This window comes from Cupriavidus campinensis, from assembly GCF_905397395.1.
GTDB classification, from domain to species: Bacteria; Pseudomonadota; Gammaproteobacteria; order Burkholderiales; family Burkholderiaceae; genus Cupriavidus; species Cupriavidus campinensis.
On record NZ_CAJPVH010000037.1, the window covers coordinates 1 to 15268 of the forward strand.

The 15268-nt window shown below is 61.3% G+C and carries 11 protein-coding genes and 2 pseudogenes; 5 read left to right on the forward strand and 8 right to left on the reverse strand.

Annotated elements, in window-relative coordinates; all coding sequences use genetic code 11:
* Both KHO18_RS28515 and KHO18_RS18925 read right to left on the reverse strand, forming a co-directional pair.
* A pseudogene (locus KHO18_RS28515) lies at positions 1 to 326 on the reverse strand (copper resistance protein B); the annotation flags it as partial.
* 17 nt (positions 327 to 343) lie between these two features.
* Positions 344 to 2230 carry a copper resistance system multicopper oxidase gene (locus KHO18_RS18925; protein ID WP_053821776.1) on the reverse strand — a complete coding sequence of 629 codons (1887 nt, stop codon included), beginning with the start codon at positions 2228 to 2230 and terminating at the stop codon, positions 344 to 346.
* Positions 2231 to 2432: 202 nt separating this feature from the next.
* Here KHO18_RS18925 and KHO18_RS18930 point away from each other — a divergent pair, with 202 nt between their 5' ends.
* Both KHO18_RS18930 and KHO18_RS18935 read left to right on the forward strand, forming a co-directional pair.
* Positions 2433 to 3119 (forward strand): heavy metal response regulator transcription factor, encoded by a 687-nt coding sequence (locus KHO18_RS18930; protein ID WP_053821777.1) that lies wholly within the window; start codon positions 2433 to 2435, stop codon positions 3117 to 3119.
* On the forward strand, positions 3116 to 4510 hold the full coding sequence (locus tag KHO18_RS18935) for a heavy metal sensor histidine kinase (protein WP_053821778.1): 1395 nt from the start codon (positions 3116 to 3118) through the stop codon (positions 4508 to 4510). Before KHO18_RS18930 ends, KHO18_RS18935 begins: the two co-directional genes overlap by 4 nt.
* 118 nt (positions 4511 to 4628) lie before the next feature.
* On the opposite strand, the pseudogene KHO18_RS18940 reads toward KHO18_RS18935, so the two are convergent.
* The 6 genes and pseudogenes from KHO18_RS18940 to KHO18_RS18965 form a co-directional block, all read right to left on the reverse strand.
* A pseudogene (locus KHO18_RS18940) lies at positions 4629 to 5665 on the reverse strand (IS630 family transposase).
* 70 nt (positions 5666 to 5735) lie between these two features.
* On the reverse strand, positions 5736 to 6809 hold the full coding sequence (locus KHO18_RS18945) for a porin (RefSeq protein WP_053821779.1): 1074 nt from the start codon (positions 6807 to 6809) through the stop codon (positions 5736 to 5738).
* 918 nt (positions 6810 to 7727) lie between these two features.
* Positions 7728 to 8012 (reverse strand): periplasmic Cu(I)/Cu(II)-binding protein CopK, encoded by a 285-nt coding sequence (gene copK, locus KHO18_RS18950; RefSeq protein ID WP_053821780.1) that lies wholly within the window; start codon positions 8010 to 8012, stop codon positions 7728 to 7730.
* An 89-nt stretch (positions 8013 to 8101) separates the two neighbouring features.
* Positions 8102 to 8488 carry a hypothetical protein gene (locus tag KHO18_RS18955; RefSeq protein WP_144200242.1) on the reverse strand — a complete coding sequence of 129 codons (387 nt, stop codon included), beginning with the start codon at positions 8486 to 8488 and terminating at the stop codon, positions 8102 to 8104.
* Positions 8489 to 8726: 238 nt separating this feature from the next.
* The gene (locus tag KHO18_RS18960) at positions 8727 to 9719 is read right to left on the reverse strand and encodes a copper resistance protein B (RefSeq protein ID WP_223819835.1); all 993 of its coding nucleotides are present in this window, start codon (positions 9717 to 9719) and stop codon (positions 8727 to 8729) included.
* Positions 9716 to 11653 carry a copper resistance system multicopper oxidase gene (locus KHO18_RS18965; protein WP_053821781.1) on the reverse strand — a complete coding sequence of 646 codons (1938 nt, stop codon included), beginning with the start codon at positions 11651 to 11653 and terminating at the stop codon, positions 9716 to 9718. Before KHO18_RS18965 ends, KHO18_RS18960 begins: the two co-directional genes overlap by 4 nt.
* 265 nt (positions 11654 to 11918) lie before the next feature.
* Here KHO18_RS18965 and KHO18_RS18970 point away from each other — a divergent pair, with 265 nt between their 5' ends.
* The 3 genes from KHO18_RS18970 (at position 11919) to KHO18_RS18980 (ending at position 15253) form a co-directional block, all read left to right on the forward strand.
* On the forward strand, positions 11919 to 12245 hold the full coding sequence (locus KHO18_RS18970) for a four-helix bundle copper-binding protein (RefSeq protein WP_062799392.1): 327 nt from the start codon (positions 11919 to 11921) through the stop codon (positions 12243 to 12245).
* Positions 12246 to 12442: 197 nt separating this feature from the next.
* On the forward strand, positions 12443 to 14257 hold the full coding sequence (locus KHO18_RS18975; protein ID WP_053821782.1) for a glycoside hydrolase family 15 protein: 1815 nt from the start codon (positions 12443 to 12445) through the stop codon (positions 14255 to 14257).
* Positions 14258 to 15253, forward strand: a complete 996-nt coding sequence (locus KHO18_RS18980; protein ID WP_053821783.1) for an SDR family oxidoreductase — start codon at positions 14258 to 14260, stop codon at positions 15251 to 15253.
* Positions 15254 to 15268: the final 15 nt, after the last annotated feature.

A 15268-nucleotide genomic window follows, 5' to 3' on the forward strand; every position in this document is an offset into this window, starting at 1 on the left:
TGCATCTGGCTGTGGTCCATGCCCTGCATCGAGTCCATGCCTTGCATCTGGCTGTGGTCCATGCCCTGCATCGAGTCCATGCCTTGCATCTGGCTGTGGTCCATGCCCTGCATCGAGTCCATGCCTTGCATCTGGCCGTCGGTGGCAGCGGTGCCGCCAACCTTGCCCGAAGACTTTGCTTTCGGAATGGACTTCGCCTTTTCCGCGACGGCGGGCGACGAAGTTTGCGTTGGAACCGCTTCGGTGTGGGCGTGCTGGGCCCAAGCTGCGCTCATGCCAGCGGAAGCAAGCACGGCGGCAAGTACTGTTCTTGTTGGTTTTTCCATGTGCATATCGGTTAGGGTCAGGCCACCACCACTTCGCGGAACATCCCGGCGTCCATGTGCAACATCAGGTGGCAATGCCAGGCCCACCGGCCCAAGGCGTCGGCGGTGACGAGGAAGCTGATGCGTTGCGCCGGTTGCACCGCGATCGTGTGTCGACGCGCGAGGAAGGCGCCATCCGGCGATTCGAGTTCGCTCCACATGCCATGCATGTGCATTGGGTGCGTCATCATGGTGTCGTTGTGCAAAATGACGCGCAGCCGCTCGCCATACTTAAAGTGCACCGGCGTCGAATTTCCGAACTCCACCCCGTCGATGGACCACGAGTAACGCTCCATATTACCGGTCAAGTGCAGTTCCACTTCGCGCCCGGGACCGCGTTTGTCCAACGGACCGCCAATGGTGTGCTGATCGGCCAGTGTCAGGACGCGGCGCCCGGTGTCGCGCAAACCGATGCCCGGGTCGTCCAAGTTGGTGCGCGCCATGTCAACGCGCATATCGGTGGTGGCGCCATACTCGGTCTTGGCGTGGCGCGCCTTGGTGCTGGGCACCTTCAGCGACGCATCGGTCGCCATGCCCCCCGACATGCTACCCATGGCATGCTGGCTGTGATCCATGGCCATAGCGCCATGGTTCATGCCTTGCATGCCCATCGAGCCGTGGTCCATGCCTTGCATGGCCATGCCGCCATGGCTCATTCCGCCCATGGCGCTGTGATCCATGCCGCCCATGCCTCCCATACTGCCCATCATGTCGGCCATGGTGAGCCACTGCGGCTTATCCACGGCGGGCACCGGTGCCGCCAGCCCGGCTCGAGTTGCCAGGGTGCCGCGGGCATAGCCGGTGCGATCCATCGACTGCGAGAAAATGGTATAGGCCTCGTCGCGCGGCTCGACCAGCACGTCACAGGTCTCGCCCGGGCCGAAGCGGAACTCATCGACGGTTACCGGTTCGATGTTCTGTCCATCGACTTGGATGACCTTAAGCTTGAGGCCGGGAATGCGCACATCGTAGAACGTGTTGCCTGCGCCGTTGATAAACCGCAGACGAACCTTCTCGCCCGGCTTAAACACGCCGGTCCAGTTGCCGGCCGGTGTGACGCCGTTCATCAAGTAAGTCAGCGTGGCGCCCGAGAGATCCGCCAGATCGGTCGGGCTCATCCGCATCTCGTTCCACATCTTGCGCTTAGCGAGCGCGCTCTTCATCCCTTCACTGGAGACGTCGCGGAAAAAATCGATAACCGTCGGCTGGTTATAGTTGTAGTAGTCGCTCTGAACCTTCAGTTTCGAGAGCACGCGCATCGGATCTTCGTCGGTCCAATCCGAGAGCAGCACGGTATAATCGCGATCGGCTCGCACGCCATCCACGCCGGTGGCTGGATCGATGACAATGCCGCCATACACGCCGGTCATCTCCTGGAAGCCCGAATGCGAGTGATACCAATAGCTACCAATCTGGTCGACCTTGAAGCGGTAGGTGAAGGTCTCGCCCGGCGCAATGCCCGCAAAGCTGATCCCCGGCACGCCGTCCATCTCGAACGGCAGAATGATCCCGTGCCAATGAATCGACGTGTGCTCGCGCAACCGGTTCGTGACCCGAATCGTCACCGTTTCGCCTTGACGCCAGCGCAGCGTCGGCCCCGGCAACATGCCATTGATGGTGGTCGCGACGCGTGGCGTCCCGGTGAAGTTGACCACCGACTCGCCGATCACGAGGTCGAAGTCGGTCCCGCGCAGCACTGGTGCTGTGCCGGATAAGACATCTGCCGGTCGGCCTGACGGCTGAGCCCAGGCCGCACCGCCCAAGCCAGACAGCCCCGCCATCACGCCACCGGCGGCCAGACCCTGTACAAAACGGCGGCGCGGCAGATTAGGCAGCACAAGGCCAGACGGTCGATCACGTCGCATGAAATAGTCCTTTTTGCTTGAATGGCCGCGTCGGAAGGCGGCAGCAAGAGAGTAACGACAGCGAGGCTACCGTCAACTTACCCAAACATTACATTCCGGTAAGGTCTGGGTTACCCACAGAGCGTCTCGGTAGACTACCCCGTATTAGAGCCGGTCCAACAGGCGGGCACATAATCCGAAAGACGAGGGGGAGGGCACGAAGATGAAGCTGCTGGTGGTAGAAGATGAATCCAAGACCGGCGAGTACCTGCGCCAGGGGCTGACCGAGGCAGGATTCGTGGTCGACTTGGTCGCCAACGGGCTGGACGGACAGCACTTGGCGCTTAACGAAGCGTACGACCTGATTATCCTCGACGTCATGCTACCCGATCTCGATGGCTGGCGTATTTTGCAGACGATCCGCGCCGCGGACAACCCGGTTCCGGTGTTATTTCTGACCGCCCGCGACAGCGTGGCCGATCGGGTCAGGGGGTTGGAGTTGGGCGCTGACGACTATCTGGTCAAGCCATTCGCGTTCTCGGAACTACTGGCGCGCGTACGTACGCTATTGCGGCGCGGTACTGTACAGCTAGCGATGGACCGCATTCAGGTGGGCGATCTGGTGCTGGATTTGGGCAGGCGCCGGGCGTCGCGGGCCGGGCGCCGCATCACGCTGACCAGCAAGGAGTTTGCGCTGCTGGAGTTGCTCGCTCGCCGGCGCGGCGAGGTGCTGCCACGCTCGTTGATTGCCTCCCAGGTCTGGGACATGAACTTTGACAGCGATAGCAACGTGATCGATGTGGCCATTCGCCGCTTGCGGGCGAAGATCGACGATGACTTTGATATTAAGCTGATTCAGACCGTGCGCGGCATGGGCTACGTGCTGGAAGCGCCGGAGGAGCAGGCATGACGCATCGCCTGTCCCTGACGATGCGTCTGACCATCCTGTTTTCGCTCTGCTCTGCCGTGGTGCTGCTGGGCTTGGGCGTTCTCATCTGGCTGGCGATGGACCGCCACTTCGCCACCGAGGATTATGTGGTGCTCGGCGACAATATTCGCCTGATCGAAAAGATCGCGCAGGAAACGCCGGCCGAGCGCTTGCCCCAGCGGCTTCGGGAAATGGTCGATCACCATCCTGGCTTCGTCGCGCAGGTGCAGACCGCACAAGGCCACAAGCTGTATGCGACCAAGGACTTCGATTTTGCGATTGCTTTCGAGGCGATTCCGCGCGAATTGGCGCGTGACAATACCTTCGTCTGGCAGCAAGGCGAGCAGGAGTATCGCGGCATGCGCGCGCAGGTTGGTGCGGCTGACCCGCGCATTGCACCTTTGCGCGTCGTGGTCGGCATGGACACGGAAATCCACGCGCACTTCATGCATGCATTTCGTCGTTCGCTGGCCTTCTATACCACATTGGCGGTGCTCGCCAGCGGTCTCTTTGGTTGGTGGGCGGCGCGACGCGGGCTCGCACCCCTGCGCATGATGGCCTCACGCGCCAAGGGCGTCACCGCGAACAAACTGGATGCGCGCATGCCGGTCGAAGCCGTGCCGGTCGAGATGGCAGATCTGGCGATCACGTTAAACGCGATGCTGGAGCGACTGCAGGATGATTTTCGGCGGCTCTCGGAATTCTCCTCCGATTTGGCGCATGAGCTGCGCACGCCCATCACCAACCTGATGACGCAGACGCATGTCGTGCTATCGCAGCCGCGAGATGCCGCCAAATATCGAGAGGTCCTGGCCTCGAATGCCGAGGAATTGCAGCGGCTTGGGCGCATGGTGTCCGATATGCTGTACTTGGCCAAGATGGAGCACGGCATCACACTGCCGAATGAGGAAGCGATCAACGTGGCTGATGAAGTACAGGCGCTGTTCGAATTCTACGACGCGCTGGCAGAGGACAAGGGCGTCAATCTACGGCTTGATGGGCAGGCGAAAATTACCGGCGACCGTCTGATGTTACGCCGAGCGCTCAGCAATCTGCTCTCGAACGCTCTACGCTATACGCCGTCCGGCAAAGAGATCCGGGTCGAGACGCGCGAGCAGGGCGGCAGCACGTCGATCGTAGTCGAGAATGAGGGCGAGGAAATCAGTCCCGAGTTGCTGCCATCGCTATTCGACCGCTTTTTCCGTGCCGACAAATCAAGGACCCGTGCGGAGTCCGAAAGCGTGGGACTGGGTCTCTCCATCACGCAAGCCATCATGTTTGCGCACGGGGGCCAGATTTCGGCGGAATCGTCGGAAGGCACTACGCGCTTCATTTTGACGTTTCCCCGCCAGCGAAACGCCGCCCGGAGCTAGACGGTTGGCCTCCAGCGCGTCGCCGCATAAAAATAGCCACGGCGTTGCGGCGCCGTGGCTAGTGGTCCTTCGGTAAAAGGACCGTTCAACCTATTGATCCGGCATTGTATCTAGAATCTCATGCGGCATCACGAAGCGGTTTGGGCTCGAAACTCGCTTTTGGTCCGCTCGGGCTGTCGTTGACACCTTCACAGGTACATGGACGTCGCCTTGACCAGTTGCAGCTTGGTGCGCGCCGGCGCCAGCGTTGTGACGGCCGGCTTGAGGTCGGCGAAGGCCCTCTCGTCCGGGGTTGAGTTCGGGTCTGTAGCTTGGCCGGTAGAAGACTTCGATTTCGTGCTTGTGCTCGGCCAACCACGCCTTTACGGGCTTGCTGTGATGCACGCGCAGATTGTCCAGGATCAGGTAGACCTTGCGCTTAATACCCTTGACCAGCCGTTTCACGAACTTGATCAGGATGTCGGAATTGAGCGCGCCGTCGAATATCTTCCAGCGCATCGTTCCCTGGTTGGTAACGCTGGAGATGACCGACAAGCCATGGCACTCGTTGTTCGCCCGTACCACCGCCGCCTGGCCTTGCGCAGCATGGCCGCGCATGCGTACGTCGTTGCTGCGCAAGCCGGTCTCATCGCCCCAATGGATCTCGGCGCCTTCTGCCTTGGCGCTCGCTAAAATGACCGGATACTCCTCATCGAGCCACTTCTTCACTGCCGCTGGCGGCTCGTAGGCCTTCTGGATCGGCCTCTGCGGCGTGAAGCCCCAGCGTTCGTGGTAAAGACCTAGGGTGCGTGCAGCGAGTTCGATGCCGTAGCGATCGCGGATCAGTTTTGCCACCGCCTGGCGCTGCCACAGCGGGTACCCCATCTTCATCTGATCGGGCGTACGGTCGCGAATCAGGCGCAGCACTTCACTCTCCTGCTCGGCCGTCAGCGTGCGTCCAATGCCGCGGGGTCGTCCCGGCCGCGTAGTGTCCACCGCCTTCCAGCCGCCCGCTTCATACGCCTTGAATGCCGCACTCACCGTCGCGCGCGTCAGCTCGCACTGCGCCGCCGCCTCGTTCACGCTCACGCCTTGAAGCCGCATTCTCACCGCTCGCCGTCGCCGCTCGTTCAACGCGTCGACCGACAGCGTCCTCGAGTCGATTTTGTCATGCATCATCTGACTAACCCTCTCGAGAACGTCCCCTATTTGTGTGCCGGATCAACAGGTATTCAGGCGGCTTTGCTTAAAACTTATGGCGTAGACCCAGCACGACACCGGTCTGGTTGTCGCCCGGCACGACATTGACCGGCGCGCCACTGCTGGCGTTAAAGCCGTTCAAGCCCAACTGTGAGCCACCTTTGTTACGGACATAGCCGACATTGAAGTACATGTCGGTGCGTTTGGAAAACGCGTAATCGGTCGAGGCCACGAACATCAGCGGATCGGCGCCGGAACCCCGCACATCGGTATAGTACGCTGCGCCGGTGAGCGACAGCGCCGAGGTCAGCTGATAACGCAGGCCTGCCCAATACAAGTTGGAGCGCATTGCGCTTACCGCGCTCGAGATATTTCCGTTGAGCCAACGATATCCGGCATACAGCTTTGCTGGTCCGATCCCATAGCTGATCCCCACTAACGCGCGCCGGTCCTTTTGCCCCTGCGATGCAACGGTTGACCCCTGGTACTCGTCGTACAGGGCGCCCAGGGAAAGCGGTCCAGTCGAATACACCAGACCCGCACTCATCTCCCGGTCCACCTTCAGCTCGCCGGGGACTTCGCCGCCGCCAGTGCGGCCGAAGCTGTACAGTGCCATGGCGGTCACGCCGCCAAACGTGCCCTTGTACTTGACGGAATTGTCCGCGCGACCGGCAATGGTATCGTCGCTCTTGAAAAGCGAGTATCGCGGCGCGAAACCCATCGGATCAAACTGAATGGCGGTGTCGTATAGCACCGTGGTCTGGCGACCAAGGGTCAGCTGACCATATGGGCTGGACAGCCCGACCAGTGCGCCCCGGTCAAATAACCGGCCGGCGCTACTCGACTGCGCGGTATCAAGGGCGAAGCCGCTCTCCAGTTCGAACACCGCTTTGAGGCCACCGCCGAGATCTTCCGTACCCCGCAAGCCCCAACGCGAGGTCGACATATTGCCGGCCGACATGCGCACCTGGTTGGTGCCGCCGCTCGACGATGGCACATTCGATAAATATTCGATGCCGACATCGGCGACGCCGTATAGCGTGACACTCGTCTGCGCATAAGCCCCCAATGACAGCGACCCCAGCAGCATGCCAGCGGCGGTCATCTTTCTTCTTTTCATAGCGTCTCCAGTTCGCCACGTTATTGGTATTCGATAGGCACTGAAGTCTAGTGAGACCAAGCTTACTGCGACATTGCAAGCCGGTTACATTGTTGGGGCGGATGCAACTTGTGCAGCGCGCAGCGGTCGCCCATTCCCACGGAGTTAGCAGGCATGCGCTCGCGCTGGGCTAATGGGAAGTAGACGACAGGAGAGTGCGCGATGGCGGGATGATGTCTTGTCATGTTCTCGTAATCTCTGTGACAGACCGGCCGCCCTAGAATCAATCGCGTTGCCGCCTTGGGTCAACAGGAGCGCCCCGTTCTTTCCAGGTGCCAGGTGGCATGCCGCGTCATGATGCTGGCCGTCAGATCCCACGAAGACAGCCTGCGTCCAGTTCTTTTTTAGGGAGACTTCGATTGAATCTGATCCGAACCGGCTTATCGGCGTTGCTTGTTAGTCTTAGCGCTTCTGCGTTGGCGCACGCCCCCATTTTGGATCTTGATCGGGGTCCTGCCGCTTTCGTGCCCGGTGGCCTGGCCGAGCCGCGCCCTACGGAGTGGCTGATCGACGTCGGGGCGCGGGTCAACGCGACCTGGCGCCGAACACTTGGTGCGGGGGAGGGGTGTGTGCTGGTTTTGGACAATCCCCGCAACGAGCCAGCCGAGGTCACCGTAGTGATTTCCCAGGATGACGCCGGACACGCGATGCCCGGAACGCGCCCGGTATCGCTGCGCATCCCTGCTCATGGTCGCCATGCCCTGACACTGCAGGCCTCTCGGTCGCTTAGCGTGTCCGTGTACGCTGAGAAATAATGCAGCGCTCGCTCATCGCTCGGGCCGCGTGGGTGACGCTGAGCATGGCAAGCGGCCCGGACGGGCTCCGAGCAAGGGCACTGCACGGCGCCCGCTTGCTCAGAGCCCGTGTCAGGTCGCCCGCTTAGCCGCCTTCGCGGTGACCTTTGATGAGGGCGTCGTCCAGACGGAACACCTCATTGCCCTTCATCAGGATCTTGCTACCGTCTTTGGTCTCCATGACCTTGCCTTCTGGCATGCTGACGGACTTGCCGTACTTGTTCTCCATGCCCATCTTGCCGTCTTTGAAAACGTGGACTTTTGATCCGTCTTTGAGCTCATAGGTTTTCACGACCGTGCTCAAATCGGTCGCGGCGGCAGTAAGCGATACCGCGGCAATCAGGCTTGCAACGACAAGTTTGCTTTTCATCTTCGAGATCTCCTTTGGCTCGGTGGCACAGGTTGAGACTGCGTTGGCACACGCGGAAAGCGCGTACCGAAAAAGGGGGAACGTCTAGACTATTGCGGTGGCGCCGGTCGGGGCTGGCCGCAGTCACGGTTTTGTCGCTTCGCCTCTCGCGACGGCTTAGATTTGGCAGTATTCGATGGCGCCGCGGCGCCGTTGCCGTGCTTGAATAAGCGGTGCCGGGGGTTCACGGCAAGCGCATACTGCGGGGTTTCCTTGTCCCGCTGCGCTGTACAGTCCAGCGACCTGCTTTCCCATTCATGGTCCACGGCAGGCCACATCGCGGGCGCGGCAGGAGCCGGCACGCCACCGCACTGCAGCCACCAGTTACTGCTGAGCTCTTGCCTGGGCTCCCAGCCGATTTGAATGGCGCCAATCGCACCGGGCGCGATGCCCATTGCCGCGCCACCGAGCAGGACCAGCAGCTTTCCGGCTTTCATGGGTCCTTTCCTGAGTTGGCCGGCGACGTGTGCCACGCGCGCCAGCATGGCACGCGGAGAGGACGCAGACTAATGCCCCATCAAACGGGGCCCCCCTATGGCTGCTTGCACGTGCGTCATAATGACCATTCTATTTTCCCGCGCGCGGCCTTCGCAGGCGTGATACGAAATGTAATCGCACAGTAAGTTGGCGGTTAACCAGCAGCGGGCTTGAACCTGGCCGGCGTCTCAAATGGGTTCAGAACCAGATTCGCACGCCGGCAACGATTTGCTTGTCGGTGGTCCGCTCTCCGGCAGCACGCGCAAAATCCGCGGTATTGCCCAGCTTCTTGCCCCACACCACGCCTAGGTAGGGGGCGAACTGGCGACGGATCTCGTATCGCAGTCGCAAGCCAAGCTTGAACTCGGACACGCCGCTGCCAATGCCTCGCGCCTCATCTGCCTTGCTATAGGCGTTCGCCTCGAACTCCGGCGTCAACAGCAGACGTTGGGTGAAGCGAATATCGTAGGTAGCCCGCACTCGGGCGGCAGCGCGTCCCGACGACCCCAGATAAGCCGTGGCTTCGATATCAAACCAATAAGGCGCCAGGCCTTGCACGCCAAAGGCGCCCCAGGTCCGCGGCGGCCCATTGCCGAAATCCTGGCGCACGCCCAGTTGCCAATCCCAGAACGGCGCAAAGGCGTGTCCCCACAGTGCCTCAGCTCTGGCATCCTCTGTGTTGCCATACAGACGCGTGCCTTCCGACTTGACCCATAACCGGTTCAGATCCCGTCCTACCCAGGCGAGCATGTCCCAGGCCAGTCCAGAGCCGCCGGGTGCCTTGACGTACTCGAGGCGATCGAATAGCACCTGATAGTAGATATCGTTATCGGCCATCGTATCCCCAGGCATGGGAATGCCTCGGTTCGGATCTGCCATCGGCACCGGGGCCTCATTCACCTGGATGATCGCATTCGCGCCGCCGGGCACTGAGGCAGATTCTGTCGGACTGACTGCGGGATGGCTTGGCGCTGGCTTCCCGGCTGGAGCTGCGGTCTTTGGTGGCATCGGGGCATCGTGCGCCATGCCTGGCATCGGCGTATCGTGTGTCATACTTGGCATCGGCGCCATCGTCTGCGCCGCCACGCTGTGGCACTGCACGCTGGCCAAGAGAGCCAGGCTTGCGAGAAGGATGAGACGGTGGTTGGGCACGTCAATCTCCCTGGCGTTGGCGAGGTTCAACCCGCTCATGCGACCACGACCTTGCGGAACATGCCGGCTTCCATGTGGTAAAGCAAGTGACAATGAAAGGCCCATTGTCCCGGCGCATCGGCCGTCACCAGGAAGCTGACTTGTTTGGACGGCTGGACGTTGATCGTGTGCTTTCTGACCAGCGCCTGGCCTTCGTGATTTTCCAGCTCGCTGAACATCCCGTGCAGGTGCATCGGGTGGTTCATCATGGTGTCGTTGATCAGCGTGATGCGCAGGCGCTCCCCGTAGTAGAGCCGGATCGGTTCGGCTTGGGAAAACTTCTTGCCGTCGAGGCCCCAGATGAAACGGCGCATATTGCCGGTCAAGTGCAGTTCCAACTCCCGGCTGGGCGGGCGCTTGTCGATCACCGGGCCGAGCGTTTTAAGGTCCGCGTAGGTCAACACTCGCCTGCCGTTGTTGCGCAGTCTTGGCCCCGGATCCGACAGCGAGCGGGAAGGGTTCATCGAGCGCATGTCGACCTGTGGCCCCATGCCAGGCATATTGCCCATCTTGCCCATGTCATGCCCCATCTCGCCACCGGTTTTCTGCATCCCCGGCTTCGCGTCGGACTTGCCGTGGTCCATGCCGGCCATTCCGGCATGGGCGTCCTTCGCTGGCCCGGACATGGTCGACATGTCATGCCCCCCCATGCCCCCCATGGCGCCCATGCCCGCCTCCGGCGTCATTGGTTGCATCGTGGGTGCGCCACCCATGGACTCCATCCCCATGCGATCCATGGCCATGGATGGTTTCTGATCCATCTTCATGGCCCCCATTTCCATGCTGCCCATATCCATGTCCGCCATGTCGCCCATGCCCATATCGGCCATGGTGAGCCAGGTCTTCGGATCGAGCTTGGGCACGTCGGCTTCCATCCCGACTTCCGGTGCAAGTGTCGCCCTGGCGTAGCCGCTGCGATCGATCGACTGAGCAAAGATGGTGTGCGCCTTATCGTCCGGCATCTGCACCACTACGTCGTAAGTCTCGGCGACGGCAATGCGGATTTCATCCACCGGTACCGGTTCGACATCCTGCCCATCAGCCGATACCACCGTCATCTTCACGCCGGGAATTCGGACGTCAAAGTTGCTGGTCGCCGAGCCGTTGATAAAGCGCAACCGCACGCGCTCCCCGGCTTTAGCGATCGCTGTCCAATTTTTATCTGCGGGCGTGCCGTTGATCAGGTAGGTAAAAGTGGCTCCCGAAACATCGGCCAAATCGGTCGGATTCATTCGCATCTGGTTCCACATCGCGCGCTTAGCCAAGGCCTCGGACAGCCCCATTTCGGACACATCTCGGGCAAAGTCGCCCACCGTCGGCATCTGAAAGTTATAGACGTCGCTCATCTTCTTGAGCTTCGCGAACACCATTTCCGGGTTTTCATCCGTCCATTCGCTGAGCATCACGACATAGTCGCGATCGACCTTGATCGGGTCTGGATGCATTGGCTCGATGACCAGCGGTCCGTACAAGCCGGTCTGCTCCTGAAAACGGGTATGCGCGTGGTACCAATAGGTGCCGGCTTGCCGCACTTGAAAGCGATACACGAACGTCTCGCCCGGCCCGATGCCGGGAAAGGAGATACCGGGCACGCCGTCCATCTGAAACGGCAGCAAGATGCCGTGCCAGTGAATCGATGTTTGGGTATCGAGCAAGTTGGTCACGCGCAGCGTGACCTCGGTGCCTTGCTTCCAATGCAGAATCGGCGCGGGGATGGAGCCGTTCACACTGGTGGTAGGCCGGATACGGCCGGTAAACGACATGGGCGTCGCGCCAATGGCCAGGTCAAACGTGGTCCCTGTCAGCACGACCGGATAGCCTTGGCTCTTCAAGGCCCAAACGGCGCGTGGATACGCGCCCAGGCTCGCCAAGCCGCCTCCGGCGATCAGACTTCCCAGCAGTCGGCGGCGGCTCAGTGAGACGGGGCGAAGCATGGCATCGCTAGGGCGTTCGAACACGTTGTCTCCTCGCGCAATGGTGAAACGTCCACTTAGCATAGTGCGCGCCACGTCGAAGCAAAAGCTCCTTTAGCGTCATCAGCCTGGCCAAAACATGTGCTGTCACCGGTTTCGTCATCGTCGCGTAATGCTCCTGTAAGGCAGTCGCTCCCATGCTGTCGTCTGCTTCCTGTGGCGCGCGAATTGCTCTCAATTTGGCGGCGTCTCGCAACGCTGGTCGAATTTCTTTAGGAGCTTTGCCATGCCACATGAAAACTATCTATCTTGTATTGAAGCCTGTCACGCCTGCACAGTCGCCTGTCATCACTGTGCTGCGTCTTGTCTGCGTGAGCCAGAGGTTGAGGCCATGAAACGCTGCATCGCACTCGACCTGGACTGTGCCGAAACATGTGCCTATGCCGCGGCGATGATGGCGCGCGACAGCCAGTACGCGCGCGCGATATGCGCGCTGTGCGCGAAGGTCTGTGAAGAGTGTGGGACGGAGTGCGCCAAGCACGAAGCGCAGCATTGCCAAGAGTGCGCACGTGCCTGTCAGGAGTGCGCGCAGGTCTGTCGCGCCATGGCGTAGATCCAGGTAGCCCAACGACTCGATCTTGGACGGCAACGCGCGGCTCGGGTGGTGAAGCCATGGCACGCCGCGAACTTGAGCCGTGTAACGGCAGGCATAGCGCGTTGTAGTTCTTTCCCGCGCTAGCGCCAGATGTAAGCCAGGATCCCGACCTCGGCAACGCGTGTTGCCAGCGTGGCGAGGGTCAAGGAGACGGAGTGTTCACCAACCCCAGGTATCCGCCCATTGCCGACTATGCCGTCATTGGCAACACGCATAGCGTGGCGTTGGTGAGCACGTCGGGATCCATCGACTGGTGCTGTATGCCGCACTTTGACGCCGGCGCCGTATTTTGCAGATTGCTCGATGCTAACCGAGGAGGCTACTTTCAAATCCGGCCGACGGGTCGTGCGATCAGTTCGCGCTATTACCGGGTCCCAGGGGGCGTACTGGAAACCATGTTTGAAGCCAGCGGCGGGATCCTTCGCCTGACCGACTTCATGCATAGCGAGCGTCTCGCACGCAGTCGGCTGGACCATGACTCACCCGAGTGCCATCGGCTGTTGCGGCGCATTGAGGCGACCGTTGGCGAGGTGAGGGTGGAACTAGTGTTCAGTCCGAGCTTTGACTATGCGCGCAAGCCCCACCAATGGGAAGTCGGTTCGCATGGCGTGACCGCTGTATGCGAACACCAACGTCTCAGCCTGGTATGTTCGCCGCCGCTGCCGCTGGCGACCGAAGCGCACCGCGCCAAAGGCGTGGCCATCGTGCGGCCCGGCGCGCCGCTGTGGGCGATTGCGTCCTTCCAACAAGACGGGCCGGACCGGCCTGTGCACGACCCCCAGGCGGTCCTTGATGAGACCCTACGACATTGGGGCGAGTGGCAGCAGCAATGCACCTATCGCGGTCCCTTCGAACGAGAAGTGCGCACCAGCGCCTGTGTTCTCAAGTTGCTGACGTTTGGCCCGACCGGAGCACTGGTGGCGGCGCCAACCACCTCGCTGCCGGAGTGGATCGGTAGCAGCCGCAATTGGGACTATCGGTTTTGTTGGCTGCGCGACTCGGCCATGGTGCTGCGCGCGTTGATGGCGCTGGGCCATCACGAGGCCGCAATGGACTTCTTTCGTTGGATCGAGCGATTTTGCGATCTCAAACGACTGCAGATCATGTACCGGATCGATGGCAGCCCGAACCTGCCTGAGCAGGAGCTTCGCCATCTTGACGGGTACCGTGCGTCCCGTCCGGTGCGTATCGGCAATGCGGCGGCGGAACAGGTGCAACTGGATGTCTATGGGCATGTCCTCGACGCGGCCTGGGTGTGCCAACAGGGCATGCCAATGACACTGTCCGCCCCAATGCGGCGCGTGCTCGCCCGGCTAGCCGACGCCGCCGCGGCGCGCTGGCGTGAGCCGGACCAAGGATTCTGGGAAACGCGCGGGGTGCCCCAGCATTTCGTATCATCCAAGCTGATGTGCTGGGTCGCGTTGGACCGTGCCATTGCGCTGGCACAGGCTGGGCAACTCGACGGAAACGTTGCTGTCTGGAAGCTCGAACGGGACGCGCTGCGTCGCGTCATCGAGGGGCAGGGGTTTCACCACGGGACTGGCGCGTTCACGCAAAGTTTCGGATCGCCAGCTTTGGATGCGAGCGCGCTACTGATCCCGCTGACCGGCTTTCTCCCCCCAACTGACGCGCGCGTGAAAGCAACCGTGGCCCGCATTCAGCGGGATCTCACCAAGGATTCGCTGGTCTATCGGTACCGCATCCACGATGGCGTGCCAGGAGAAGAGGCGACCCTCGCCATCTGCAGCTTCTGGCTGGTACAAGTCCTGGCCCGACAAGGCCGGGCCAAGGAGGCGATCAAACTCTTTCGGCACATCTGCTCGTTTGCCAGCGATCTCGGCTTATTCGCGGAAGAGATCGACCCGGATAGCAAGGCGCTGCTGGGCAACTATCCGCAAGGCTATACCCATCTGGCACTGATCCAGGCTGCGCTGGACATTCAGCAAGCGCAGCAACGCGGGGAGGCCTGAATGCATCCGCCCAACGTTGTTGTCGTCACCGGTGGCACCGCAGGCGTGGGGCTCGCTGCCGTGCGGGCCTTTGCGCAGCGCGGGGACTGGATCGCAATCCTGGCAAGAGAGCCGGATCGCCTGGCCCGGGTCTGTAGCGAATTGCGCGACCTGGGGATCCTGGCGCTGGGCATCCCCGTCGATGTCGCCGATGCCCAGCAGGTGGAGGCAGCAGCGTCGCGCATTGAGCTCGAACTGGGACTGATCACGATTTGGGTGAACAATGTCTCGACGACCGTGTTTGCGCCGGTCGCCGAAACAACGGCGGCCGAGTATCGCCGCGTCACGGAAGTGGTCTATCTGGGCGCGGTGCATGGCACGTTGGCCGCGCTGAAACGCATGTCGGCGCGCAATCATGGCTGTATTGTGCAGACCGGCTCGGCGCTGGCCTATCGGTCCATCCCGCTACAGTCAGCATACTGTGGGGCGAAGGCGGCGATCCGTGGCTTTACCGATTCCCTGCGTTCGGAACTCGTTCACGATCATTCGTCGGTGAGACTGACGATGGTGCATTTATCGGCGTTCAATACGCCGCAATTCGATTGGTGCCGCAGCAAGTTGCCACGCCGTGCCCAACCAGTGCCGCCAATATTCCAGCCGGAAATCGCCGGCGAGGCCATTGTCTGGGCAGCCACGCACGGCCCTCGCGAGGTATGGGTGGGCTGGCCAGCCGCCAAAACCATTCTGTCCAGTCGATTTTTCCCAGGCCTGGGTGATCGTGTGGCGGCCAGACAGGCCTATGAGGCACAGCAGACCCAGGAACCCGCCCACCCCGATCGGGCCGATAACCTGTTTGTACCGGTCGTGGGCTTGTTTGCAGCACATGGCCGCTTTGACAATCAAGCGAAGTCAACCAGTGCGCAGTGGTGGATCTGCGTGCATCGCTGGCAAGTGTCCGCAGCGATCGGTGTGGCCGCCGTGGCTGGCCTGCTCGGTCTCTTCATGATAGTCAGATAACACCCCGGCAAGGAG